Source organism: Saliphagus infecundisoli, from assembly GCF_020177375.1.
Classification (GTDB): domain Archaea; phylum Halobacteriota; class Halobacteria; order Halobacteriales; family Natrialbaceae; genus Saliphagus; species Saliphagus infecundisoli.
Genome location: NZ_JAIWHV010000004.1, coordinates 55,594 through 76,928 on the forward strand (window position 1 = coordinate 55,594; position 21,335 = coordinate 76,928).

20 protein-coding genes and 1 pseudogene are annotated in these 21,335 nt (G+C 64.1%); 11 read left to right on the top strand and 10 right to left on the bottom strand.

The window, feature by feature from the left end:
• Nucleotides 1-236: 236 nt before the first annotated feature.
• Nucleotides 237-1,013 (bottom strand): SDR family NAD(P)-dependent oxidoreductase, encoded by a 777-nt coding sequence (locus tag LCF40_RS08480; protein ID WP_224828127.1) that lies wholly within the window; start codon nucleotides 1,011-1,013, stop codon nucleotides 237-239.
• 673 nt (nucleotides 1,014-1,686) lie between these two features.
• Between LCF40_RS08480 and LCF40_RS08485 the strand changes: the two genes are divergently transcribed.
• Together LCF40_RS08485 and LCF40_RS08490 are read left to right on the top strand one after the other, a co-directional pair.
• Complete coding sequence (locus tag LCF40_RS08485; protein ID WP_224828128.1) at nucleotides 1,687-3,909, top strand: PQQ-dependent sugar dehydrogenase; 2,223 nt, start codon at nucleotides 1,687-1,689, stop codon at nucleotides 3,907-3,909.
• Nucleotides 3,910-3,995: 86 nt separating this feature from the next.
• A complete protein-coding gene (locus tag LCF40_RS08490) occupies nucleotides 3,996-4,685 on the top strand; it encodes a cupredoxin domain-containing protein (protein ID WP_224828129.1) in 690 nt (229 codons plus the stop codon).
• 4 nt (nucleotides 4,686-4,689) lie between these two features.
• Here LCF40_RS08490 and LCF40_RS08495 read toward each other — a convergent pair whose 3' ends face one another.
• A complete protein-coding gene (locus LCF40_RS08495; protein ID WP_224828130.1) occupies nucleotides 4,690-4,938 on the bottom strand; it encodes a hypothetical protein in 249 nt (82 codons plus the stop codon).
• A gap of 82 nt (nucleotides 4,939-5,020) precedes the next feature.
• Between LCF40_RS08495 and LCF40_RS08500 the strand changes: the two genes are divergently transcribed.
• Both LCF40_RS08500 and LCF40_RS08505 read left to right on the top strand, forming a co-directional pair.
• The gene (locus LCF40_RS08500) at nucleotides 5,021-5,221 is read left to right on the top strand and encodes a hypothetical protein (RefSeq protein WP_114576606.1); all 201 of its coding nucleotides are present in this window, start codon (nucleotides 5,021-5,023) and stop codon (nucleotides 5,219-5,221) included.
• Between the two features lie 50 nt (nucleotides 5,222-5,271).
• Nucleotides 5,272-5,928: a potassium channel family protein gene (locus LCF40_RS08505; RefSeq protein ID WP_114576605.1), complete on the top strand. Its 657-nt coding sequence runs from the start codon at nucleotides 5,272-5,274 to the stop codon at nucleotides 5,926-5,928.
• 152 nt (nucleotides 5,929-6,080) lie between these two features.
• Here LCF40_RS08505 and LCF40_RS08510 read toward each other — a convergent pair whose 3' ends face one another.
• From LCF40_RS08510 to LCF40_RS08520, 3 genes are all read right to left on the bottom strand, one after another.
• The gene (locus LCF40_RS08510) at nucleotides 6,081-7,139 is read right to left on the bottom strand and encodes a DNA methyltransferase (protein WP_224828131.1); all 1,059 of its coding nucleotides are present in this window, start codon (nucleotides 7,137-7,139) and stop codon (nucleotides 6,081-6,083) included.
• A 552-nt stretch (nucleotides 7,140-7,691) separates the two neighbouring features.
• The gene (locus tag LCF40_RS08515; RefSeq protein WP_224828132.1) at nucleotides 7,692-8,585 is read right to left on the bottom strand and encodes a S1 family peptidase; all 894 of its coding nucleotides are present in this window, start codon (nucleotides 8,583-8,585) and stop codon (nucleotides 7,692-7,694) included.
• Between the two features lie 135 nt (nucleotides 8,586-8,720).
• The gene (locus tag LCF40_RS08520; protein WP_224828133.1) at nucleotides 8,721-9,056 is read right to left on the bottom strand and encodes a DUF7344 domain-containing protein; all 336 of its coding nucleotides are present in this window, start codon (nucleotides 9,054-9,056) and stop codon (nucleotides 8,721-8,723) included.
• 1,167 nt (nucleotides 9,057-10,223) lie between these two features.
• Here LCF40_RS08520 and LCF40_RS08525 point away from each other — a divergent pair.
• Entirely contained in the window at nucleotides 10,224-10,916 is a 693-nt protein-coding gene (locus tag LCF40_RS08525; RefSeq protein WP_224828134.1) for a hypothetical protein, read from the top strand.
• A gap of 201 nt (nucleotides 10,917-11,117) precedes the next feature.
• Here the strand turns inward: LCF40_RS08525 and LCF40_RS08530 are convergent, their stop codons facing one another.
• Nucleotides 11,118-11,384 (bottom strand): HalOD1 output domain-containing protein, encoded by a 267-nt coding sequence (locus LCF40_RS08530; protein ID WP_224828135.1) that lies wholly within the window; start codon nucleotides 11,382-11,384, stop codon nucleotides 11,118-11,120.
• Nucleotides 11,385-11,560: 176 nt separating this feature from the next.
• On the opposite strand from LCF40_RS08530, the gene LCF40_RS08535 reads away from it, so the two are divergent.
• Nucleotides 11,561-11,959: a hypothetical protein gene (locus LCF40_RS08535; RefSeq protein WP_224828136.1), complete on the top strand. Its 399-nt coding sequence runs from the start codon at nucleotides 11,561-11,563 to the stop codon at nucleotides 11,957-11,959.
• Nucleotides 11,960-12,224: 265 nt separating this feature from the next.
• On the opposite strand, the gene LCF40_RS08540 is transcribed toward LCF40_RS08535, so the two are convergent.
• Nucleotides 12,225-13,898 carry a thermonuclease family protein gene (locus tag LCF40_RS08540; RefSeq protein WP_224828137.1) on the bottom strand — a complete coding sequence of 558 codons (1,674 nt, stop codon included), beginning with the start codon at nucleotides 13,896-13,898 and terminating at the stop codon, nucleotides 12,225-12,227.
• 104 nt (nucleotides 13,899-14,002) lie between these two features.
• Between LCF40_RS08540 and LCF40_RS08545 the strand changes: the two genes are divergently transcribed.
• Together LCF40_RS08545 and LCF40_RS08550 are read left to right on the top strand one after the other, a co-directional pair.
• Complete coding sequence (locus tag LCF40_RS08545; RefSeq protein ID WP_224828138.1) at nucleotides 14,003-14,767, top strand: sodium:calcium antiporter; 765 nt, start codon at nucleotides 14,003-14,005, stop codon at nucleotides 14,765-14,767.
• A gap of 61 nt (nucleotides 14,768-14,828) precedes the next feature.
• Nucleotides 14,829-15,830 (top strand): glutathione S-transferase family protein, encoded by a 1,002-nt coding sequence (locus LCF40_RS08550; RefSeq protein WP_224828139.1) that lies wholly within the window; start codon nucleotides 14,829-14,831, stop codon nucleotides 15,828-15,830.
• 21 nt (nucleotides 15,831-15,851) lie between these two features.
• Here LCF40_RS08550 and LCF40_RS08555 read toward each other — a convergent pair whose 3' ends face one another.
• Nucleotides 15,852-16,619 (bottom strand): NAD-dependent epimerase/dehydratase family protein, encoded by a 768-nt coding sequence (locus tag LCF40_RS08555; RefSeq protein WP_224828140.1) that lies wholly within the window; start codon nucleotides 16,617-16,619, stop codon nucleotides 15,852-15,854.
• A gap of 54 nt (nucleotides 16,620-16,673) precedes the next feature.
• Nucleotides 16,674-17,933 carry a DUF7405 family protein gene (locus tag LCF40_RS08560; protein WP_224828141.1) on the bottom strand — a complete coding sequence of 420 codons (1,260 nt, stop codon included), beginning with the start codon at nucleotides 17,931-17,933 and terminating at the stop codon, nucleotides 16,674-16,676.
• Nucleotides 17,934-18,018: 85 nt separating this feature from the next.
• On the opposite strand from LCF40_RS08560, the gene LCF40_RS08565 reads away from it, so the two are divergent.
• Nucleotides 18,019-18,474: an SRPBCC domain-containing protein gene (locus tag LCF40_RS08565; RefSeq protein WP_224828142.1), complete on the top strand. Its 456-nt coding sequence runs from the start codon at nucleotides 18,019-18,021 to the stop codon at nucleotides 18,472-18,474.
• A gap of 24 nt (nucleotides 18,475-18,498) precedes the next feature.
• On the opposite strand, the pseudogene LCF40_RS08570 reads toward LCF40_RS08565, so the two are convergent.
• Nucleotides 18,499-19,150, bottom strand: a pseudogene (locus LCF40_RS08570) (HAD family hydrolase).
• Nucleotides 19,151-19,228: 78 nt separating this feature from the next.
• On the opposite strand from LCF40_RS08570, the gene LCF40_RS08575 reads away from it, so the two are divergent.
• Nucleotides 19,229-19,534, top strand: coding sequence for a DUF6735 family protein (locus LCF40_RS08575; RefSeq protein ID WP_318247896.1), 306 nt, complete (start codon nucleotides 19,229-19,231; stop codon nucleotides 19,532-19,534).
• A gap of 646 nt (nucleotides 19,535-20,180) precedes the next feature.
• A complete protein-coding gene (locus tag LCF40_RS08580) occupies nucleotides 20,181-21,335 on the top strand; it encodes a BMP family lipoprotein (RefSeq protein ID WP_224828144.1) in 1,155 nt (384 codons plus the stop codon).

Sequence of the window (21,335 nt, forward strand, 5' to 3'; positions counted from 1 at the left end):
CGACGGCTACGTGACGCCCATACGGCTGTAATATCGCTCGCGTTCGTCGTTCCGTCCCTCATTGAGAAACGACTTCCGGCACGTCGGGCGACCACGGACGCGGATCACCTCGGAAGGGGTCCCACCGGTGGCCCGGCGGGGGAAGACCCGTCGCTCGTCGTCGGTATAACAGTGGTCTCGAGGAACCCGCTACCGGCGCCCTCCCGGCCGGAAGCGGTCGACACTCCCGGTGCCGGCTACCGGTTGTCGTGCTTCCAGCTGTCGATCGGGACCTGGCCGCCGTCGACGCGGAGCTCGTGGCCGTTGACGTAGTCGCTGGCCGGCGAGGAGAGGAACGTGACCGCGTCGGCGATCTCCTCGGGTTCGGCGTACCGATTGAGGGGATTCAGTTCCCGGATCTGTTCGTGGGTCTCCTCGGTGAAGTCGTCGGTCATCCGCGTGTTCACCCAGCCCGGCGCGACGGCGTTGACCCGGACGCCCTCCCGGCCCAGCTCGAGGGCCAGTGACTTCGTCAGTCCGAGCAGGCTGTACTTCCCGACGTCGTACTCGGGGGACATCCCGACGGCGTTTTTCGTGTGGATCGACGTCACGTTCACGATCTTGCCGTAGCCCGCCTCGGCCATCTCGTCGGCGACGGCGTCGATGCAGTTGATCGACCCCCAGAGATGGACGTCGAGGTTCTCCCCGAACAGCGAGGTGTCGTCGTTCTCGAGGAACGGCCCTGCCGCCCCGATCCCGGCGTTGTTGACGAGGATATCGACCGGTCCCAACTCCTCGCGGACGTCCTCGACCATCGAATAGACGGCGTCGGCCTCGCTCACGTCGGCGACGAACGCCGCGGCGGTGCCGCCCGTCTCGGAGATCAGTTCGACCGTCTCCTCGGCGGATCCGTCCTCGAGATCGTTGACCGCGACGCTGGCGCCGTGGTCGGCCAGCGAGCGCGCGATCGCCCGTCCGTTGCCGCGTCCGGCGCCGGTCACGAGCGCGACGCGATCGGAGAGATCGGTGTCCATGGCGGGCGTTCAACACCCGTCGGGATAGTCGTTTTCCCTGAGGTAGTGGTTCGGCCTGTCCGCCCGTCCGGTATCCCTCGCGTGTGGGCAAGCGGCCCGACGACCGGCCAGATACCCGTCGGCCCGTTCTGGTCCGCAAGGAACGCGACCGCTCGACCGGCGAACACGCCACGCCGACAGCGACCGGTTATCAGAAATATGACTTTATTGAATTAGTATATACTTACTGATGTACTACGCCAACCTCCTCCGAACAACATGCTCGAACGCCGTTCGGGACCCGGATCGTGGGAATCGACCGTCGAAGGGTGCGCGTCCCGAGTCTGAATTCGGGTTCGAAATCGAAAGCATTCGGGGTTCCGGAACGGTTCGATCCGGCGCGGACCGTCACCGGTCGAGAGACGACCCGACCCTTCGAGGCCGGCGCCCCTCGAGCGCGGTTTCTTCGATGAAACTGGGCAGAACTATTCGAATTCATCTTTGTATTCAAATTCGATAGGATCGCTGAGACCGGCGAGCCGCGTCGGGCCGGAGCGCGGCGGTCGTCGGGGCACCCCGAGGACGGCCCTCGAGTAATCGGTCGTATCCGACCGTCTCGAGCCCCAAAGTCCCGTTACCGCCCGAAACGGCGACCACGAGTTATGCCGCCCAGCGACGAGGACGGATCGGAGACATGACAGCGAACCACCGCACGCCGCCGTCGATCGGCCGACCGTCGCGCCGGACCTTCCTGAAGGCGACCGCCGGCACCGGGATCGCCGCGGGACTGGCCGCCACCGGGACCGCCCAGGAGCTCGAAGGAGGCGAGATCGAACTCGGCGGTCTCACCGCCGGCTGGGAGGGCCGGTCGCCCGAGGACATCGCGGGCGAGACGAACCCGACGCTCTCGCTTTCCTCCGGGGAGACGTATACGATCACGTGGGAGAACGTCGACGGCCTCCCCCACGACCTCGTGATCCTCGACGATGCGGGCGAGGAGATCGTCGGGACCGAGATCATGGACGCAGAGGGCGAGACGTTGAGCCTTGAGTTCGAGGCCACGCCGGAGATGGCCGAGTACTACTGCTCGGTCCATCCGACGACGATGCGCGGTTCGATCGAGATCGGCGAGGACGACGCCAACAATGGGGCCGCGAACGAAACCAACGAAACCAACGAAACCAACGAGACGGACGGGGAGGACGTCGCGGAGGACGCGACGGAGATCATCGGCGAGGGGCCGACGGTCGGGCTCGAGCGCGTCGCCGAGGGGTTCGTCTCGCCGGTCGGCTTCGAGGTCGCGCCCGGCGAGGACGACCGCTACTACGTCCTGGATCAACCGGGCCAGATCTACGTCGTCGAGGACGGGACCAGCGAGCTCTTCCTCGATCTCTCGGACCGGATGGTTGACGTCGGCGCCGCGACGGGCGGCGGGTTCGACGAGCGGGGACTGCTGGGGATGGCGTTCCATCCGGAGTACCGGGACAACCGGCGCCTGTTCGTCTACTACAGTGCGCCGCTCCGTGATGGGACGGGAATCGACGCCGGCGATGACCTCCTTGAGGAGGACGACGACAACGAGACGGTCGATAACGAAACCGACAATGGGACGACCGAGGAGGGCGACGACGGCGGGGAAGGCGACGGAGAGGAAGGGTACAACCACACCGCGGTCCTCGCCGAGTTCGAGGCGACCGGGAACTTCAACTGCGCCGATCCGGACTCCGAGCGGACGCTGCTGGAGGTGCCCGAGCCCCAGTTCAATCACAACGGCGGTCCCGTCCTCTTCGGGCCAGACGGCTACCTCTACTGGGCGCTCGGCGACGGCGGCGGCGCCAACGACGACGAGTTCGGCCACGTCGAGGACTGGTATGCGGAGAACGCGGGCGGGAACGGCCAGGACACGACCGAGAACCTCCTGGGCGGGATCCACCGGATCGACGTCGATAGCGAGGGCGACGACGGCGAACCTTACGCGATCCCCGAGGACAACCCCTTCGTCGGCAGCGACGAGGGGCTGGACGAGTACTTCGCCTGGGGGCTTCGCAACCCCTGGCGGGCGTCGTTCGACGGCGACGGACGGCTGTTCGTCGCCGACGTCGGCCAGAACCTCTTCGAGGAGGTCGATGTCGTCGAGTCGGGCGGCAACTACGGCTGGAACGTTCGGGAGGGCATCGAGTGTTTCAGCACCGAGTCGCCGAACGACCCCTCCGAGGAGTGTCCCACGGAGACGCCGGCGGACGTCCGCGGCGGCGAGCCCCTGATCGATCCGGTCATCCAGTACCCCCACCAGGTCGGCGACGAGACGATCGGGATCTCGATCACCGGCGGCTACGTCTACGAGAACGACACGATCCCCGAACTCCAGGGCACCTACGTCTTCGGCGACTGGAGCGACTCCTTCGGGGCCCCTTCGGGGAACCTGTTTCACTCGCCCGTCGAGGAGTACGAGCCGATCGCGGGCCGCACCGAGGACGAACTCTGGGACATCAACCGACTCTCGGTCGCGAACGCGCCCGGCGAGGAACTCAGCCGATTCGTGCTCACCTTTGGACAGGACAACGACGGCGAGCTCTACGTCCTGACGACTGCCCGCTACAGCGACGGCGAGACCGGCGAGGTGTTCCGGATCGTCCCCGCCGACGAGGGCGAGGAGATCGGCGCCCCAGAGAACCCGATCACGCCCCAGGCCGAGGAAACGGACGACGAGGAGGAAACGGCCAACGAGACGGAGGAGATCGGTAACGAGACCGCGAACGAGACTGTCAACGAAACCGAAAACGAGACGACTGACGGAACCGACAACGAGACGGTCGGGAACGACACCGGCAACGAGACCATCGGCAGCAGCGAGACCGGGAACGAGACGGCCAACGAAACCGAAAACGAGACCGACGACGGAGACGACGGGTTCTGATTCCCCGAGAAGGGGGCGAGAGCCCCCGAACCGTGTTCGGGAACGGGAGATCGAACGCCGTCAACGGGCAATCGACTCGAGGATCAATGACTCGACCGACACGCCGATCGCGACGGAACGCACTCCGGCTGATCGCGGGGTCGGGCGCCGCCGTCCTCGCCGGCTGTGGAGCCCCCGAGAGTGGAGACGATGGTGACGGGGCCGGTCCCGAGGAGGGGGAGGAGCCGGGAGACGACGAAGAGCCGGGAGCGGACGAGGAGCGGGAGACGCCGACCGAGGAGGACGGGGAGAGCGAAGACGAAACGGAACAGCAAGAGACCGACGGTGGCGGTGAAGGTGGTGAGGAAGGTGGCAATGAAGACGAAGAGGGAGCCAGTGAGGGGGGAGAAGACGGTGCAGACGGGGACGACGGCACCGGGGACGGCGCCGCAACCGGCGAGTGGACCGAGGGAGACGAGATCGTCCTCGACGGCTTCACCGCCGGCTGGGAGGGTGTCGAGCCCGCGGCGATCGAGGGGGAGACGAACCCGGCGCTCGTCTTGACCGAGGGAGTCGAGTACGACCTCGTCTGGGAGAACGCCGACGGCCAGCCCCACAACATCGAGATCCACGACGGCGACGGGGAGATCGTCGACGACTACAGCACCGAGATCGTCGAGGAAGAAGGCGAGACGCAGACGCTCACGATCGAGGCCACGGCGGAGATGGCCGAGTACGTCTGTATCGTCCACCCGACGACCATGGTCGGACCGATCGAGATCGACGACGACGGCTGATCCGCTACTCCCGGTAGTCCGCCCGCCCGGTCGCCGCCCAGTAGGCCTGGGAGACGACCGTGACGGCGAGGATCGCCGCGAGGAGGCCCCCGACCGCGATCCCCGCTCCTCGGCCGAGCAGGTAGCCCGCGAGCGCTCCGCCGACGACGACGAGGACGACCGCGCCGGCGACGAGCTCGAGTACCTCCCACAGGCTCCGGCGGCTCGTCGACACGTCGACGTACTCTTCTTCGATCCGGTCGATGACGCCCATCGGGGACGAGTAAGACGTCGGGAAAGGTGACAGTGTCGATCCCGAAAGCCACGTTTATCCGTCCGAGCGGCGATGGGGAGGTATGGAAGCCAGACTCCGACTCGACCGTGCGTTGACCCGAGCACGTTACGCAGCCATCGGCGCGGCGGCGGGCGCCGCCGTCGGCGGGCTGTTCGGCCGATCGGCCGCGAGCACCGGCGGCGCCGTCGGCGCGCTGGCCGGCGCGACCGTCGGCGAGGTCCGCGCGGGCGCTGACGGCCTGATCGACGTTCGCAACGAGTAGTCCCCTCGCGGGGACCAACGTATTTCACCCCCCACCTCGTAGCCGTTGGCATGGAGTTCGTTATCGTGGGCTACGGGCGGGTCGGATCGCGGACGGCACGCATCTTAGAGGGGGAGGGCCATGGGGTCGTCGTCGTCGACAATGACCACGGCCGGATCGAGCGCGCGGAGGGCGACGGCTTCGCGACCGTCCAAGGCGGGGGGGACGACGAGGACACCCTGCTCGCGGCGGGGATCGAGACGGCCGACGGGATCGGCGCGTTCACCCCCGACCTGAACGTCAACTTCGCGGCCTGCATGGTCGGGACCCACCACGGCTGTCGGACAGTCCTCCGGATCGACGAGGACTACCGCGAGGACATCTACGAGCAGTACGCCCGGGACGTAGACGAGGTCATCTACCCCGAACGCCTCGGTGCTGCGGGCGCCAAGACCGCGATGCTCGGCGGCGATTTCAACGTCGTCGCCGACCTCGCGGCGAACCTCCAGTTGACGGTGATCGAGATCGACGACGGCTCGCCGGCGGTCGGCCGGCGGATGAGCGAACTCGACCTCCCCGAGAGCGCCCGGATCTACGCCCACGGGCGGGCCCACGAGCCGCTGACGATCCCGCTTCCGGGGACCGAACTCGACGCCGGCGACGAGGTCGCGGTCATCGCCGAGACCGACCGCGTCGGCGACGTCCGGGCGGCGCTGCTCGCGGGGTAAGGGAAGGCGCGCAGGGAAGGATGGGAGAGAAGTACGGTGCGCGCCCGCCAAGAGGTCGGGCCGGGGAGATCATAAAAGTGCGTCAGACGGGGCGCTGACGGCCGTCACGCGCCTTCGGGCGCCCGAGAGACGGGTCGCCGACTGCGACGCGGTCAGCCGGCCCGGAAGACGAGGACGTGTTGGTGGACCATCGAGGGGACGAACGCGTGGGGATAGCCGTAGACGTGGAGGTCCTTCGAGGGGTCGTACCAGATCAGATCCGCCGCGAGCGACAGGTCCGTCCCGCCGTCGATCGCTTCGGCGAGCTCCGCCGAGAGGAACTCGTAGGAACTCCCCCGGTACATGTCCCCGATGAAGACGACCGCGTGGGCGCCCGGCGCGAGGACGTCCTCGAAGGCCGCGAAGGCGTCGGCCATCGTCTCGAGCCACTCTTCTTTCGTCGTTGCGGACCCCTCCTCCGGACCTCCCTCGGCGGCGAACGCACCCAGCTTGCTCTCGCGGGTCTCGCGTTCGTTCCGGGTCTGCTCGCGCTCGTCCATGTCCCAGTAGGGGACGTCCGTGAGCAGGAGGTCTACCTCCCGGTCGACCTCCGCGACGAGCTCGAGGCAGTCGCCGTGACGTAGCTCCTGGTCGGCCAGCGGCGGCTCCCCGCGGGCGCGACGGTCGGCGTTCTCGCGCTCTAGAACTTCCCCGTAGAGCTCGATCCAGCGCTCGACGCGCTCGAACCCGATCGCCTCCCGGAGGCCGCTTCCCTCGTGTTCACAGAGGCTCGCGCCCAGCAAGGTGCCCCCGACGCCGGCGAAGGGATCGAGGACGAGGTCGTCGGCTTTCGAGAACCGGCCGATCAGCTCCGCACAGAGGCGGGGCGGTTTCTGGCCGCCGTGTTCGCTCCGCAGGTCGTGCTGGAGGTCCGGAGGATACCCTTCCGCGAGTACGGACTTCGTCGCGTACTTCCACTCCCGGCCGGTGAGGTCGTTGACGGCGTTGCGCTCGTCGTAGATCCCGCGGCCCTCGACGTATCGCTGGTGGTCGGCCAGGTCGTCGGTATCGACGAGTTCGCCGTCTTCGACGGGCAGGGACCGAGCGCGGGCCCGGTCTGTGTCGAAGCCGCCCTCGCTGTCGGTGACCAGGCGGCTCTGGCGGTAGCTCTCGCCGTCGTCGTCGTCACCTCCCCCCTCGATGCCGCCATCGTCGATACCCTCCTCGCTCATGGTCGGTCTCTCGCTCCCGACGACAAAAGTGGTGCTACTAAGCGCCAGGAGTCAACTGGGGCGGTAGCGCGGAGTCCCCGTCTTCAAGGTGCGACCGACGGGAGCGAGTAGGGCGGGGAGGAGCGCGTTCGTATAGCTGGGCACATACACCGAAAACGCAAGACTTAGGCCGCCATAATCCGTGTTACCACATAGCCACCGACGGGCTACAGACAGCCCCGCAAGGGGTGCCCGGCCACGTTTCGGTGCGGCCAAGGACGGGTTATCTCGGCGGTGGCGGGCACCGGTCACCGTGCCCAGCGGACCGGACTGAGTGGTCACTGCAACACCTGAATATCCAGAAGGAACGTGGCGATCTAGTTCTCAGCGACGCTCGGAGGCTTGTTTAATCGGGAAATCCACTCGTGGTGAGAAGCGCTTTGAGCCGGAGCCTGTGATGCGTATTCATCCATTGCGCTAATCACTCCGTCCGGTCCGTGAAGGACGGACCGACGACGGTGAACGTGATGCCACGAGCCTCTCCGTTCCCCGCTTTGGGGATAGAACCCGAGGTCACGTCCAATTACATTGCCGCTGCCGGCCGACCGCACCGGCACACAAGGGCGAAGGACGCCACAAAGCCTCCAACGTCCGCCATGCAAGCCCCACCCTCAGCGAGCGTCCGAAGGACGCGAGTAGGGTGGGGTCGGTGACTCCAAGTTTAATGTCTTCCTTTCCTTTCTCCGATTCATCTTCTTCAACTCCTTCATCCTCCTCAAATGGCGTTGCATAAAACGTCGCGGAATGAACTCCTAGGAGAAATATGGATTTAGAACGGTTGTCTGGGACCTCTCCCCGTAACGACATCATGTTTTTTGATTCCATGACTACCGGGCTGCCACTTGTGCCAGGATGCATACGCGCATCAGTCACGAAGAAGGGTCTATCTTCGAAGGGGTGCCCATATGGACTGGAAATTAACGCGTTCCGTCGGACAGGGAACCAAGTGGATCTATCCACAAAGTCAGCAGGGTATCCGATAACAGAAACACGTTGGTCGGGTTGTACATTCTCGTGAATGAAATGGTCAAAAGTATAGGCTAAACTTCCTGAATTTGGACTTTGGTCTTCATCCTCCAGCGCGTCCAAACTGCTGAGTTGAGGATGAAGAGGAATCGCTGCAAGATCTATCTCAGTAGGAATTTCAGGATATTCATACCATTTTGGTTTTCCATCTTTCATTAGACGAATAGTGCTGCGGTGAGCTTGACCTGGGTTTGTGGCATCTCTAAACCATACGTACGCCTCCGTAGGATTTTCATCACCAGAATCTGGATACACAACATGACGATTTGTTATGATGAAGGTCTGTCCATTATGATTCAGGAAAAAACCAGTCCCGCCACCCTCTACCCCACGATACCTGATTGGTGTGACAGTACCAAATACAGGATCAATACCCCTCATAATCACCAAAAAGATTTGTATTAGAATATACCTTCCCTAACCTCATAGTCATGTCAGGCCTAAACTGGAGTGAGCGATCTTGACCTGGATGTAACGCGATGCTCATACGCAGCATCCGTAGGAGCTGGTGTGCCGCTATACTAGAGCACGGGTCAGCATTATCCCCATCATCGGCGAGAATCCGTTGCTCTCATCGGGGCCAAGCGAGTCGAGCAGCGGACGGGCCTCCTCGAATTGGTCCCCTTTCTCGATCGTCCGATCTTCTTGATCCCACTCGATCAGTCCGTGATCGGCTAATTTGGGAAGGTGGATGTGATACAGTTCGATCTGGTGGTCCTCCCACTTCTCGGCGTCCATAATCGTCTCTGCGCCGAGTGCATCCAGCTCGATCGGCTCGGCGTGGTCAGCAACGGTCCGAAGGACGCGCCGCCGGAGAGGGTTCGATAAGACCCTCGGAATCTTATCGGGCATGATTTATCACTATGGACTCAGCAAGATATTAGCTCTGCTTTCACAGGCCTATGCAGTTCTCGGCAGAACGCTCTTGTTCTGTAACGCCAGATACCGCTCATTCGTCACATCCGTCAGAGAATCACCGCCCCATGGTGGGGGATCGGGGCGGTGGGTCCGAGTTGGTGGGGGTACAGTATGCCGGCCACCCAATAGGCCGACACGCATACTTTGACACCAATGGTAATAACATTATCGCCGGACGTCGTCGAACGAGAAGCGAGTGGTTTGAGACTCAATGTAACGCGCTATTCGTCACAAACGGTTTGCATAATTCTTGAGCCGCCGGCTTATCTCAGTGAAAGGACTATAGTAGAGCCAGGAACGTACTGATGTCCATGGCCGTGATCTTTGGCTGTCCTGACTGTGGACGCGGTTACTCTCGGAGCCAACAGCTGGTCTCGACAGACAAGTACGGGAGTACTCTATACCAATGCCCGAACTGCTACAACCCAGTGGCTCGGACGCGACAGGGAGACAACGACGTTCTCGTTTCAGCCTGACCTGGATCTAACCCCAGATACCGCTCACCTGTCTGAAAATCACCGCCCAGGGTGGGGGATCGGGGCGGTGATCTCGTGTAGTCGGCCCAAACATGGTGATGGTTCCCCGGACCGACAACCAAAGATCGTTGCTATACACAAAAAGGCACATCGAACCCGGCACTACCGCCCGGATAGATTGGACGCAGTCGAGTTCAAGGGGAGAAGACGCCGCCCCCGAGTGGCTTATTCTGGGGGCGGCTGTGCGACGCGAGTGTGCAACAGTGGCGCCGACCCACGGCGAGGTCGACACCTAAACTATCGTTACCAACGGTAATAAAGCTACGTCAGACAACTGTTGGACGAAGCTCGTAGGTTCTGGTCATGTGAGTCGCGGAAAGGGGGAAGAGTGAATGCCGCTCCCTGGATCAGAAACAGGGATGGCGGCAGGGTCATACCAGATCAGTGGTGGGAACGGTGGTGGTGTGTCGACCAACGGTGGGGTCGACAAATGAAAGACAGTCACTGATTGTAATAAAAGCAGAGCGAGGAGTTGCCGGGAGGCCTTTTAGGGGCTAATCCCGGCCGACGTTCTGACAGATAGCGGCTGCAACCGCTGTCTTCAATCCGACCGACGACTACAGCCATGAGTATCTTCGATACCCTCCGACCGGGCGCACAGATCGACGATCAACTCGAGACGCTTCGCAAGGATACGGATACGCTTCGCGAGGACGTCGACGGCCTCCAGGCCGCCCTCGATCGCGGTCCCGTCGAGCCTTCCGGGCCCACGGTCAACCTCTCGCAGGAGGAGTGTGACGACCTGGGCCAGTGGATTATCGACCACCCGAACACCCATCCGATCCTCGAGTCCGGGGGCGAGTACCCGATCAAGACCGAACCCCGGCTGACGGACCCCGACCAAGAGCATCACGAGCTCGTCGTCCAGGGCAACGGTGCGGAGATCGTCGTCGCCGACGAGAGTGTCGGGTCGTTCGGCTGGTTCGGGCGTACGGCCGGCGGTGCCTTCTCGACGCTTTCGCTCCAGGACCTCATCCTCGTCGTCGATCCCGACCAGGGCTACGACGCGGGCTGGGGGCGCTTCTGGATCGACGAGCGCGTCGAGAACACGAACCTCTCGATCGCGGGGGCCCGCCGCCGACCGGGCCCTGAGCGGCGTCACACCTCTTCTTTGGATCGAGTCCGATATCAAGGCGAATATCCAAGCACAGGACTAAACGATCTGGGGCAGTGTATTCCGTTCCATGAGTCAGCCAGAGTACGACCGACGGACGTTCTTCGCGTGCGAGTTCTGCGACCTCGTGTACGCAGGGCTTGAGAAACCGGATGAATGTCGCGTCTGTGATGGGGAGATGTTCATCGAGGTCATCCCCGAAGACGATCCCCATCCATAGAATCCAGTGACGGGGCTGGATCAGCATCCAATCCCGATCGCGTTCTCGACCGTAGGAAACGGAGTCCGCCGCTGACCGGGCCCTCAACGCCTGCGTTCTCCATCAGCACCTGAACCGGCGCGAAATCAGGAATGCTCGTAGATGGCTAGCTCGTCCCCATCGATTTCGAGCTGATAGGACTCGACGGCGAACGAAATAGTGAGGTTCTCGGTGCGGGCCATGATGTTCTCGAGCGCTGTTGGATCGATATAATCGTATAACGGGCCGCCAAGTTCGGTCGGCAACTCGGACGGGGACGTGTGCTCTACCTCGGCAAGCGAGTCAACAATCCCTGGGATAGGGTCGGATCGGGACAAGTGGGCTCGGTAAAGCTGTGTCCTGGTGTCCTTCACAGTCTGCCTATAGTTCCCAAACCTCAAGTATCTTTCACTCCATAAGTTATAAAATATTACCAATAACTGTCAGATTTGTACTACCCATTCCGATTTTCTGGTGTCGACAGTGGACAAGACGGGTCGGGATTTATCACGTTTTAACACAAATATAGACTTACCAGGTGGGTGTTAACATGGTGAACAGAAGATATGACAATGCAGTTCGCGTGATTGAAACCTGGGACCGTATTTATGAGGCGTTATCGGCCGACCCCCGTCGCCAACTGCTCCACTCGTTAATGGACGTTGACCCCGGTGAATCGGTCCCGCTTCCCGAAAGTGCTGCTAATCCAAGCGCACCTCCAGACGCTGAGCACCTTCGGATGGAGCTCAAGCACGTCCATCTCCCCAAATTAGCTGATCGGGAGTTTGCCGTCTGGGACGAGGGTCCACTTCGGGCGTCGCGCGGCCCCAGGTTCGAAGAGGTCGAAGCGGTGTTTGATGCGCTATTTTCATCCACGAACGACTTTCCAGACAGTATCGTGGTTGGGTGTCACCACCTCGAAGAAGAGCGGGAGTTGGACGACGAGTAGCATGGGCCTGAGCGGGCTCCCTTTTTCCTCTCGCCTTGTGCAACATCGTCGTCGTCTCGAAAGGCGCGTGTTGCACAAGGTTTCAGCAGCGCTGTCGCTCGCTGATTTGGGGAAGGAGAGGCCCGAATCCATGCCTATTCACGCTGTTCTACGGTTTCGGGACTAGGATTCATTTTGTGGGTCGGCGATGGCGTCGATCGCGTGCTTGACTGCGGGTGTTGGTGCCCGCGACCAATCAGGCCCTGAGAGTTGTCGCAGATTTTATTTACTGTAGAGATTCGCACGGGATGCCATCACCATCTGCATCAAGCCCATGCGGGTCGCCATCCTCGCGCTCGAGAACGTATTTCGCCTGTTCGTACGTGTCGAAGTCGCCACAGTTGTAATCACCATCATCTGGCAGCGGGGGTAGTTCCACCTCCCCACTACCACCATTGCCGGATTCGGGTGTTTCCGTCGGCGTTGGCGTCGGTGTCGGCGTTGGTGTTGCAGTCGGCGTTGCTTCAGCTTCGAAGTCCCAGAGCCCGACGCCGTTCTGACGTGCGTTCTCCTCGGCGTTGTCAAAATCACTCCGAAGACTGAACGTCGAATCATACACACGGGCATAGCCGCCCTCGAGCAGTGCGAGGTTGAAGTTCGTCTCGCCAGTGTAGATGTACGCGAGCAGGCGTCCGAAACTCCCTCGGCGATCACTGTCGCCGTCAGTGACAACCCGCACCTCCTGTCCTTCGAGCTCGTTGGTCGCATACTGGCTTGCTTCTTGGCCCCAGTTATAGAGGTGATCGCGGGATCCCTGCGTATCCGGGAACCCCTCGTACTCTCCAGGGCTGACGTCACTGAGTGTCGTCTCGGGTGTGTCGACGCCGATCAGTCGAACCGTATCCGTTTCACCGTCAGCGAACTGGACCTCGACGGTGTCGCCATCGATCACCCGGGTGACGGTGGCTTCTCGGGCTTCCCCGCCCGACACCTCCGCCGGGACTGCGACGGATGGTTCGGATGGTGTTGCCGTTTCGGTCTCCGTTTCAGTGGGAGTCTCCGTTTCCGTCTCCTCTTCAGTTTGTGTCTCCGTTTCAGTCGCCGTGGATTCTTCCGTTGCAGTCTCGGTTTCGTCTTCCTCAGTTTCAGACTCGGTTTCGGGATCAGTATCGTCCCCAGACTCGGTTCCGTCGTCTGCTCCCGCCTGGGATTCAGATTCGGTCGCAGTCTCCTCCTCTTCGATTTGAGGGAGTCGAAGCGTGAGCTCATCGTCGCTATCAATACTGATGCTCGCGTCTTCGGATTCGTAGCCGTCGGCACTCACCTCGATATCGTGTGTCCCTTCCTCAACAGAGAACGTCACCTGCCCATCTGCATCGGTTGGGAGGTCCTCAACCGTGCGGAAGATAATTGCGTCGTCGTGTGTAAGTTCGACGTCTGCATCCTGTATTGGCTCGTCTGACTGATTGAGGACGGTCACAGTCAAATTATAGGATCCGTCGTCGGAGTCACTCTCTCCACCGTTAGCCGCGGATTCCCCGTTACTGTTGTTGCCTGTTTCGTTGTCGGCTGCTGTGTCGTTGCCAGCATCCTCGAGCTCGCCGCTGGCTTGGGTCGGCTCCGATTCGTTGCCCGTGTCATCCGTACTGCCACCAGCCCCGAGCATTACTCCCCAGATGACAAGCCCGATTACACCAGCCACAGCACCTGTTTTGAGCCCTCCTCCCTGCTCGATGCCAGGGATCGCCGCGAGCCGATCAGCAGACCCTCGGTAGTTCGTCCCGACGACCGCTCCCACGACAATCGGGAGGAGAGCGATAACAAACATCGCCGCGAAGAGATACGCCACCACCAGAATCCCGTTCCGCGCTGTTGCCCCCGGTTTCATCCCCGGCACCTTCTCTGCGAAAGACATAACCTGGTAGTACACTTTCCTGTATATTACTGTTCCGGAAAACATGAATATCCTATGCGTTGGAAGAATATTTTGACACGATCTGCTCAGATGATGCCTGCCGGAACTCTCACCACTCTTTATATATGCCGTTCATCCTATTGCGACGTATGATAACCGGTCCCATCGTCTTCGACGAGGATCATCTTCCCCGGCAACTTCGCCACCGGGATGCCGAGGCCGATCATCTCTCCCGGACGCTTCAACCCGCCGTCGACGGTGCCCGCACCGAGGACGTCCTTCTCACGGGTCCCTCTGGTGTCGGGAAGACCGTGCTCTCGCGGGTCGCCGTCGTCGCCGACGGGTCCGTTGGCCGTCGGGACGGCATCGTCCTCCTCGCGGGGCTTCTCGCGTACCTCGGCTGGTTGGTCGCCGCCGGCCGGACGCCGGCGGAACTCCCGGAGCTCCCCGCAGGCGGTGACGCCGGGACCGACCCGCTCGATCTCGCCCGGCTGATCGCCGGGATCGCCCTCGTCGTCGCCGGCGGGCACCTCCTGGTCGGGACCGCCGTCGGCCTCGCGCGTGCGGCCGGGCTCTCGGAGTGGGCCATCGGCGTCACCGTCGTCGCTGCGGGCACGTCGGTCCCCGAACTCGCGACCTCGGTCGTCGCCGCCCGTCGGGGCGAGGTCGCGATCGCCGCGGGCAACGTCGTCGGCTCGAACGTCTTCAACCTCCCCGGGGTCCTGGGGGTCGCTGCCGCGATCCATCCCCTCTCCGTGGCGGCCGACCTCCGTCCCGGGCTGGCAGCACTCGTCGTCCTGACCGCCGTCGCGACCGCCCTGCTCGCGACCGGGCGGCGGCTCACCCGTCCCGAGGGCGGGGCGCTCGTCCTCGTCGCCGTCGCCTACTGGCTCTTCGACGCTCTCTACGGGTAAGCGCCACCGGGTGACGCCGTCGTTACCGGGAGGTCTTATGGCTCAAGCCCCGAGGGAAGCTATGAACATGCTCGTCGATGGCGAGTGGCGGACCGACGCCCACGAGACGACCGACGACGACGGCTCGTTCCAGCGCGGGGAGACCACCTTCCGCGACAAGATCCGGGACGAGCCCGACGCACGATTCCAGGCCGAGGCTGGGCGCTACCACCTCTACGTCTCCTACGCCTGCCCGTGGGCCCACCGGACCCTGATCGCCCGCCGGCTGCTCGGTCTCGAGGACGCGATCTCGGTCTCCGTCGTCGATCCCTTCCGGGCCGACGACGGCTGGCAGTTTTCCCCCGAGAAGGAGGGCTGTACCGAGGACCCGATCCACGGCGCCGACTACCTTCGGGAACTCTACGTCCGGGCCGACCCCGACGCGACCTGCCGGGTGACGGTACCCGTGCTGTGGGACCGGAAGGAGGACACCATCGTCAACAACGAATCCGAGGAGGTGCTCCGGATGCTCGACACCGAGTTCGGCGACGTCGCCGAGCAGGACGTCGATCTCTACCCCGAGGGCAACCGCGAGGACGTAGACGAGATCATCGAGGCGATCTACGACCCGATCAACAACGGCGTCTACCGCGCGGGCTTTGCAACCGAACAGGAACCGTACGACGAGGCGATCGACGACCTCTTTTCGGCCCTGGATCGCTGGGATTCGGTCCTCGAGAATCAGCGTTACCTCGCGGGCGACCGCCTCACCGAGGCGGACGTCTGCATGTTCACGACCCTGGTGCGGTTCGACCAGGTGTATCACACGCACTTCATGTGTAACGTCAACCAGATTCGGGACTACGACACCCTCTGGCCGTACCTCCGGGATCTGTACCAGACCCCGGGTATCGCCGAAACCGTGAACATGGACCACATCAAGGAACACTACTACACGACCCACCCCGACATCACTCCCAACCGGATCGTCGCGCGGGGTCCGGACCTCGAGTTCGAGGCGCCCCACGGCCGCGACGAACTCGCGGGCGGGCCGCCGTCGGCGCTGGCTCCGGCGGACGACTGAACTCCCTTTCCCGACTGCGTCTCAGCCGTCGAGTACCGCCGCCGCGTCGTCCTCGGGGTGGTAGCCGAGTTCGAGGGTCGTCTCCGTCAGCGAGAGGAATCGCCCCTCGTTGGCCGAGACGGCGTGGGCGGTGACGGGGTTCGACTCGAGGGTCGCGGTCGCCGCGGCGTTGATCGCGGCCCGGCAGTCGGCGGGACTGAGCCACATCGCGCGGGCGTAGCGTCCGCCGGGATCGTCGCTCTCCTCGACTCTGTCGGCCAACTCCTCGGGAGTGAGCAGCCAGCCGATCCGCAGGGAGACGACCTCGAGGCCGTGGTGGGCGGCGTAGTAGCTGCCCATCGCCTCCCCCGCGACCTTCGTGACGCCGTAGTAGGTGTCGGGAGCGGTCGGGTCGTCGGGCCGGACCGCTTTCGGGCGCTGCTCGGTGGACTCCGACCGGTCGGGCGAGGCGACGTTTTCCATGTTGACCGCGTGGTTCGAGGAGGCGAAGACGACCCGGTCGAGACCGTTCTCGCGGGCGGCCTCGAAGGCGTTGTAAACTCCCTCGACGTTCGGGCCCGCGAGCTCGTCCCACTCAGCGTCGGGCGAGGGGTTGGCCGCGAGATGGACGAGGACGTCGGCGTCCGAGAGCGCATCGGCGAACGCCTCCCGGTCTTCGATCTCCAACAGGGCGCTCTCCAGGTCGTCGGTCTCGCTGTGGGTGAAGAGGGCGAGGTCGTGGTCGGGAAACGCCTCGATCGCCTCCCGGCCGACGGAGCCGGCCGCGCCAGTGATCGCGATTCGGGTCACGGCCGAACTGGGACGGCCGCGCGGAAAGGAATCGTGCGCGCGAGCGACGGCTCGCTACTCGGGGTTCGGTCGCGGGAGAGAACGGTGGCTCCGCGGGGGAACGAGGTAGTTCGCCCGCCGCTGAACGTCGACGTACTGGAGGATGCCGTTGTTGTTCCGGATGCCCGTCGCCGAGTCGAGGTCGGTCCCGTTCATCGCCGCGCGGGTGTCGACGAAGTCGGCGATCGACCGCTGGAGCGAGAGGAAGTGGGTCGCGGCCTCCCCGCCGTCGCTCGAGGAGAAGTCCCGCCGGAGAAGGAGTGGTTCGTCGCCCTCGCGGACCCGGTGGACCTTCTGGGCGTGGCCGACGACGCCCTCGCTGGCGGACTCCTCGGCCGACGGACAGTCCTCGATCCCCGTCGAGTCCCCCAGGTTCTGGCCGGCGCCCTCGACGCGGCCCTCCTCGGCGTGGGCCGGACAGAACATCTTGCTCACCCGCTGGTCGCGGCTATCCTGGAGGTACCACTGCCTGAGATTGAGGTCGATCTTCGAGAGGTGCTCGGTCGTCCCGCCGGCGAACGGTCCGTCCTCGATCGTCACCCGATCCTCGCTCGCCTGGTTGTGCGTGAAGCCGGACTTGAACCCCATCCACAGCGGCGCGTCGTCGTCGATCGGCTCCTGGTTGGCGATTTCGGCGATCTCGTCCTGGTGGTCGGCGGGGAGGCCCTCGCCGTTGAACCCCGACCGGCGCCCGACGACCTCGAGGACCCCCGAGAGGTCCTCCTCGACTGCGATGCCGTTCAGGTCGTCGAGTTCGCCCGTCAGGGCCTCCTCGACTCCCATCAGGGCGTGGCCGTGGTTGCTCGCGAGGTGGAGGAGGGCGTCGCTGTCGTCGAGCGCGGGGTCCTCGAAGGGGGCCAGCCGCTCGGGGGCGGGGAGGTCGACCGACTCGGGGAGCGCGTCGTCGAACCGCCCGAAGTACGACGGGGAGTAACCGAGCGTGAAGCCGATCCCGCCCTCGCCGCGCTCGTAGGCCCGTTCGACCGTTCGGAGGGCGCTCTCGACGACCTCGCGGTCGCCCTCTATGTCGTCGCCGACGTACTCGAGGTCCAGCAGGACGTTGTGTTCGAGGCCGACGTCGTTGCCGTGTTCGTCGGTCGGGAGGTACTCGTTCCAGGCATGCTGGCGCTCGGGGAGGGCGTCGGGGTCGGTCGAGGCCTGGGGGAGGTCCTCGCTGGCGCGGTCGAGACACGCCGCGAGCGCGCTCGCGCCGCCGATGGCGACGGCGCTTCGCACGAACGCACGCCGGGAGATCCCGGGGGACCGTGCGGGCATGGACGGTGGTCGGGCCCGAGCGCTAAAGGGGGTTGTGGTCGGGGCGACCGGCAGGGCGAAGGGGCCAGGGGTGGGAGAGATACACATGAAACGGATCGAGCGCTTCCGGGAGATCGCAGCCCCGCCAGAAACCGTCTGGGAGATGCTCCTCGAGTTCGAGGCCTACCCGGAGTGGAACCCGTTCGTCACCGAGATCGAGGGTCGGCCGGTCGAGGGCGAGGAGCTCCGGGTGCGGATCGAGCCGCCGGACTCGCGGTCGATGACGTTCTCCCCGACGGTGGTCGCGGTCGATCCCGGCGAGCGCTTCGCGTGGCGGGGCCGGCTTCTCGTCCCCTTCGTGTTCGACGGTTTTCACGAATTTCACATCGAGCCGATCGAGGGCGGAGACGGCGAGGCCGACCGGACGCGCTTTCTCCAGCGCGAGACGTTTCGCGGGGTACTGGTCCCCTTCGTCCTCGACAAGGACAGCGTCGGCGCCGGCTTCGAGGCGATGAATCGTGCGCTCGCCGAGCGCGCCGAGGCCCGCGCCGCCACCGTCTGAAGGGGCTCCCGTCCGACGCCCGGGCTACCGGGAGAGAAGCGACGGGATCGCCTCGAGCGAGTCGATCTCGTGGGTCGGTGCCGGGAGAGGGCATACCCCTCGCGGTGGGGCCGGCGGACGAACGCCGAGTCGATTCCGCAGGCCGCCGCGGCCTCGATATCCACCCGGCTGTCGCCGACGTACAGCGGGTTCTCCGCCCCCAGGTCCCCGATCGCCCGCTCGACGTAGTGGGGCCGGGCTTCTTTCGCTCGATCCCCTCGATGGTCGACTCGCGGCCGTACCAGGGCGAAAACTCCTCGAGGCCGAAGTGATCGACGATCGTCCCGATCGTCTCGTGTTGGTTGTTGCTCACGATCGCGCGGGGGACCGACAGCCCCTCCAGGGCGGCAACGTCGTCGTAGAGGGTCTTCCGACCGGCCCGGATCGCCTCGGCCTGGACGTCGATCGCGGCCCGCTCGCGGGCCGCCCAGAGGGCGGTCGGATCGACGCCGCGGGCGTCGGCGACTCCCTCCAGGCCCTCGACCTTCGGTGCGAGCAGGGTCTCGACGTCCTCGGCGGTCGCGTCCGCGACACCGACCTCCGCGAAGGCGTCCTCAATCGCCCGCCGGATCGCCCCGTGGTCGGTCGGCGTCGTCAGTACGCCGTCGTTGTCGAAGACGACTGCGTCGTATCGCATCGGAGTTCGGATACTCGCCCCACGGAGTTGACCGTTTCGACCCGGGGTTCAAATGCGATGAGGGGGCCAGCGTTCCCGATGGGCCACAGGGCACTGGTCGCCGTCGCGCGCGGGGACGACCGGTACGACCTCCGGGAGAGCCGGTGGGGCGGCGAGGACCTCGCGCTTCCCGATCCCGGGACGACCGATTCCCTCGCGGCGGACGTTCCCGGCGAGCGGGTCCTCCCCGACCACGCGGATCCCTGGCGCTACGAGGCGCTGTTCGTCGTCCGCTCGGCAGTCACGGGCTATCGCGTCCGTCTGCTCGGCTGGTGCGTTCGGCCCCCGATTCGGGGCGCGGTCGTCGCCGTAGACCCTGCGGCCGACTGCGAGTTCCGGACCTGATTCCGGGCGACGAAATCGGTCCTCGGCGATTGTGTCGATGCAGGTTTGCTCGACGAACGCGTGGCCCAGTCGTACCTCGAAGGACGGCTCCGTGTGGCGTACCCCGCTAGGGGCTATACGTTCGGGTAGGGTCGTTCAACCGTTACGGTGTATGTCCATCGTGGTCCGATGGGTCGGGATCCGCAGTTCCGGTTGGATTCGCAAACCCCAATTATTATGAAATGACGGCTGTAACACGATTGTATGTTGAATGGTTTTCGGGACTACTTTACGTACGACCCGAGTAGCCGGGCAGCGGCAATCAGTTTGATGGGGTCGTCGTTCGTACTGTTTCTCTTCCTCACCAGTCCCGATTTCGAAAACCAATACTATCTCTTCGGGGTGGTCACGATGGTCTTCGCGATCCTCTCGTCCGTAGTTATCCTGGCTTTTGACCAAAGGTCGTAGTTGTGAGAGCCATGTCGCGTACATGCCGTGTAGTTACAGGCGCCCGATTCGTCCACCGAGGGGCGCCGATACAGTCTCGGTCGCTTCCGGCGAGACTCGCTTGCCGGGCGTCGCCACAGATACGACCGGCCGTCTGTCCCGACCGGAGACGACGCGTCAGAAGATACACTTAATGTGATCGGTCACTCACATCCGAGTAATGCGACGACAGACGCATGCAGACGGTGGGTCCGACGGGGGGAACGTGGATTCGATCGACCGGCGAACGGTGCTCGCCACGGGCGGGACGGTCATCGCGGGCGGGATGCTCGCGGGCTGTCTCGGCGGCGACGGCGGCAACGGCAACGGAAACGACAGCGGGAACGGCAACGGAAACGGGAACGGCGGCGGTGGCGCCGACGAGATGGCGATCATCTCGAGTCCCGCTGGGTTCGACGACAACGCGTTCAACGACAACGCCCTTGACGGACTCGAGCAGGCCGCCGACGAGTTCGACTTCGCGGTCAACACGATCGAGGAGACCGAGGAGGCCCAGTACGAGTCAGTCCAGGCCGACGCCGCCGACCAGGGCTACGACCTCATCGTCTGTGTGAGCGACAACCACACGGACGCGCTGACGACGAACGCCGAGGACTACCCCGATCAGAACTGGATGCTGATCAATAACGTCGTCGACACCGGGAACGTCTCGGGATGGATCGAGATGAACAACGAGATGTCGTTTCTCGCGGGGGTCGTCGCCGGCGTGATGACCGGCGAGGAGTTCGAGACCGACGCGGCCGCGACCGATCCCGAGAGCGCGACCGTCGGTTTCGTCGGCGGCGAGGAAAACGACCTGATCCAGGCGTTCGAGCAGTCCTACGTCGAGGGCGCCGAGTGGGTCAACGAGGACGTCGAGGTGCTGACCGGCTACGGCGGCAGCTTCAACGACCCGAGCGGCGTCGAGGACGTCGCTTCCTCCCAGATCGACGACGGGGCCGATATCGTCTGGCACGCCGCTTCGGCGGCGGGCGCGGGCGCGTTCTCGGCCGCCCAGAACAACGGCCGGTTCGGGATCGGCGTCGACGTCGACCAGTCGGTGACCGAAGAGCAGTACGCCGACATCATCATCGGGTCGGCGGTCAAGGCCTTAGACGAGGCGACCTATCAGGTCGCCCAGTCGGTCGTCGAGGGGACGTTCGACGAGATGGTCGGCGAGCAGAACCTGAGCCTCGAAAACGAGGGGATCGACTTCGTCATCGGCCAGGAGTTCGAGGACGAACTCCCCGACCGGGTCCAAGAGGAGATCGACAACGCCAAACAGGGCTTTGCCGACGGCGAGATCGAGCTGAGCTGTGGCCCGACGAGTTGCTGA

Excerpts from the sequence above, each read along its gene's own strand:
- LCF40_RS08560 (WP_224828141.1), bottom strand. The coding sequence starts at position 17,933 with ATGCCCGCACGGTCCCCCGGGATCTCCCGGCGTGCGTTCGTGCGAAGC.
- LCF40_RS08485 (WP_224828128.1), top strand. The coding sequence starts at position 1,687 with ATGACAGCGAACCACCGCACGCCGCCGTCGATCGGCCGACCGTCGCGC.
- LCF40_RS08540 (WP_224828137.1), bottom strand. The coding sequence starts at position 13,898 with ATGTTTTCCGGAACAGTAATATACAGGAAAGTGTACTACCAGGTTATG.
- LCF40_RS08545 (WP_224828138.1), top strand. The coding sequence starts at position 14,003 with ATGATAACCGGTCCCATCGTCTTCGACGAGGATCATCTTCCCCGGCAA.
- LCF40_RS08495 (WP_224828130.1), bottom strand. The coding sequence starts at position 4,938 with ATGGGCGTCATCGACCGGATCGAAGAAGAGTACGTCGACGTGTCGACG.
- LCF40_RS08480 (WP_224828127.1), bottom strand. The coding sequence starts at position 1,013 with ATGGACACCGATCTCTCCGATCGCGTCGCGCTCGTGACCGGCGCCGGA.
- LCF40_RS08500 (WP_114576606.1), top strand. The coding sequence starts at position 5,021 with ATGGAAGCCAGACTCCGACTCGACCGTGCGTTGACCCGAGCACGTTAC.
- LCF40_RS08520 (WP_224828133.1), bottom strand. The coding sequence starts at position 9,056 with ATGCCCGATAAGATTCCGAGGGTCTTATCGAACCCTCTCCGGCGGCGC.
- LCF40_RS08580 (WP_224828144.1), top strand. The coding sequence starts at position 20,181 with ATGCGACGACAGACGCATGCAGACGGTGGGTCCGACGGGGGGAACGTG.
- LCF40_RS08525 (WP_224828134.1), top strand. The coding sequence starts at position 10,224 with ATGAGTATCTTCGATACCCTCCGACCGGGCGCACAGATCGACGATCAA.
- LCF40_RS08490 (WP_224828129.1), top strand. The coding sequence starts at position 3,996 with ATGACTCGACCGACACGCCGATCGCGACGGAACGCACTCCGGCTGATC.
- LCF40_RS08510 (WP_224828131.1), bottom strand. The coding sequence starts at position 7,139 with ATGAGCGAGGAGGGTATCGACGATGGCGGCATCGAGGGGGGAGGTGAC.
- LCF40_RS08575 (WP_318247896.1), top strand. The coding sequence starts at position 19,229 with ATGGGCCACAGGGCACTGGTCGCCGTCGCGCGCGGGGACGACCGGTAC.
- LCF40_RS08565 (WP_224828142.1), top strand. The coding sequence starts at position 18,019 with ATGAAACGGATCGAGCGCTTCCGGGAGATCGCAGCCCCGCCAGAAACC.
- LCF40_RS08535 (WP_224828136.1), top strand. The coding sequence starts at position 11,561 with ATGGTGAACAGAAGATATGACAATGCAGTTCGCGTGATTGAAACCTGG.
- LCF40_RS08515 (WP_224828132.1), bottom strand. The coding sequence starts at position 8,585 with ATGAGGGGTATTGATCCTGTATTTGGTACTGTCACACCAATCAGGTAT.
- LCF40_RS08505 (WP_114576605.1), top strand. The coding sequence starts at position 5,272 with ATGGAGTTCGTTATCGTGGGCTACGGGCGGGTCGGATCGCGGACGGCA.
- LCF40_RS08550 (WP_224828139.1), top strand. The coding sequence starts at position 14,829 with ATGAACATGCTCGTCGATGGCGAGTGGCGGACCGACGCCCACGAGACG.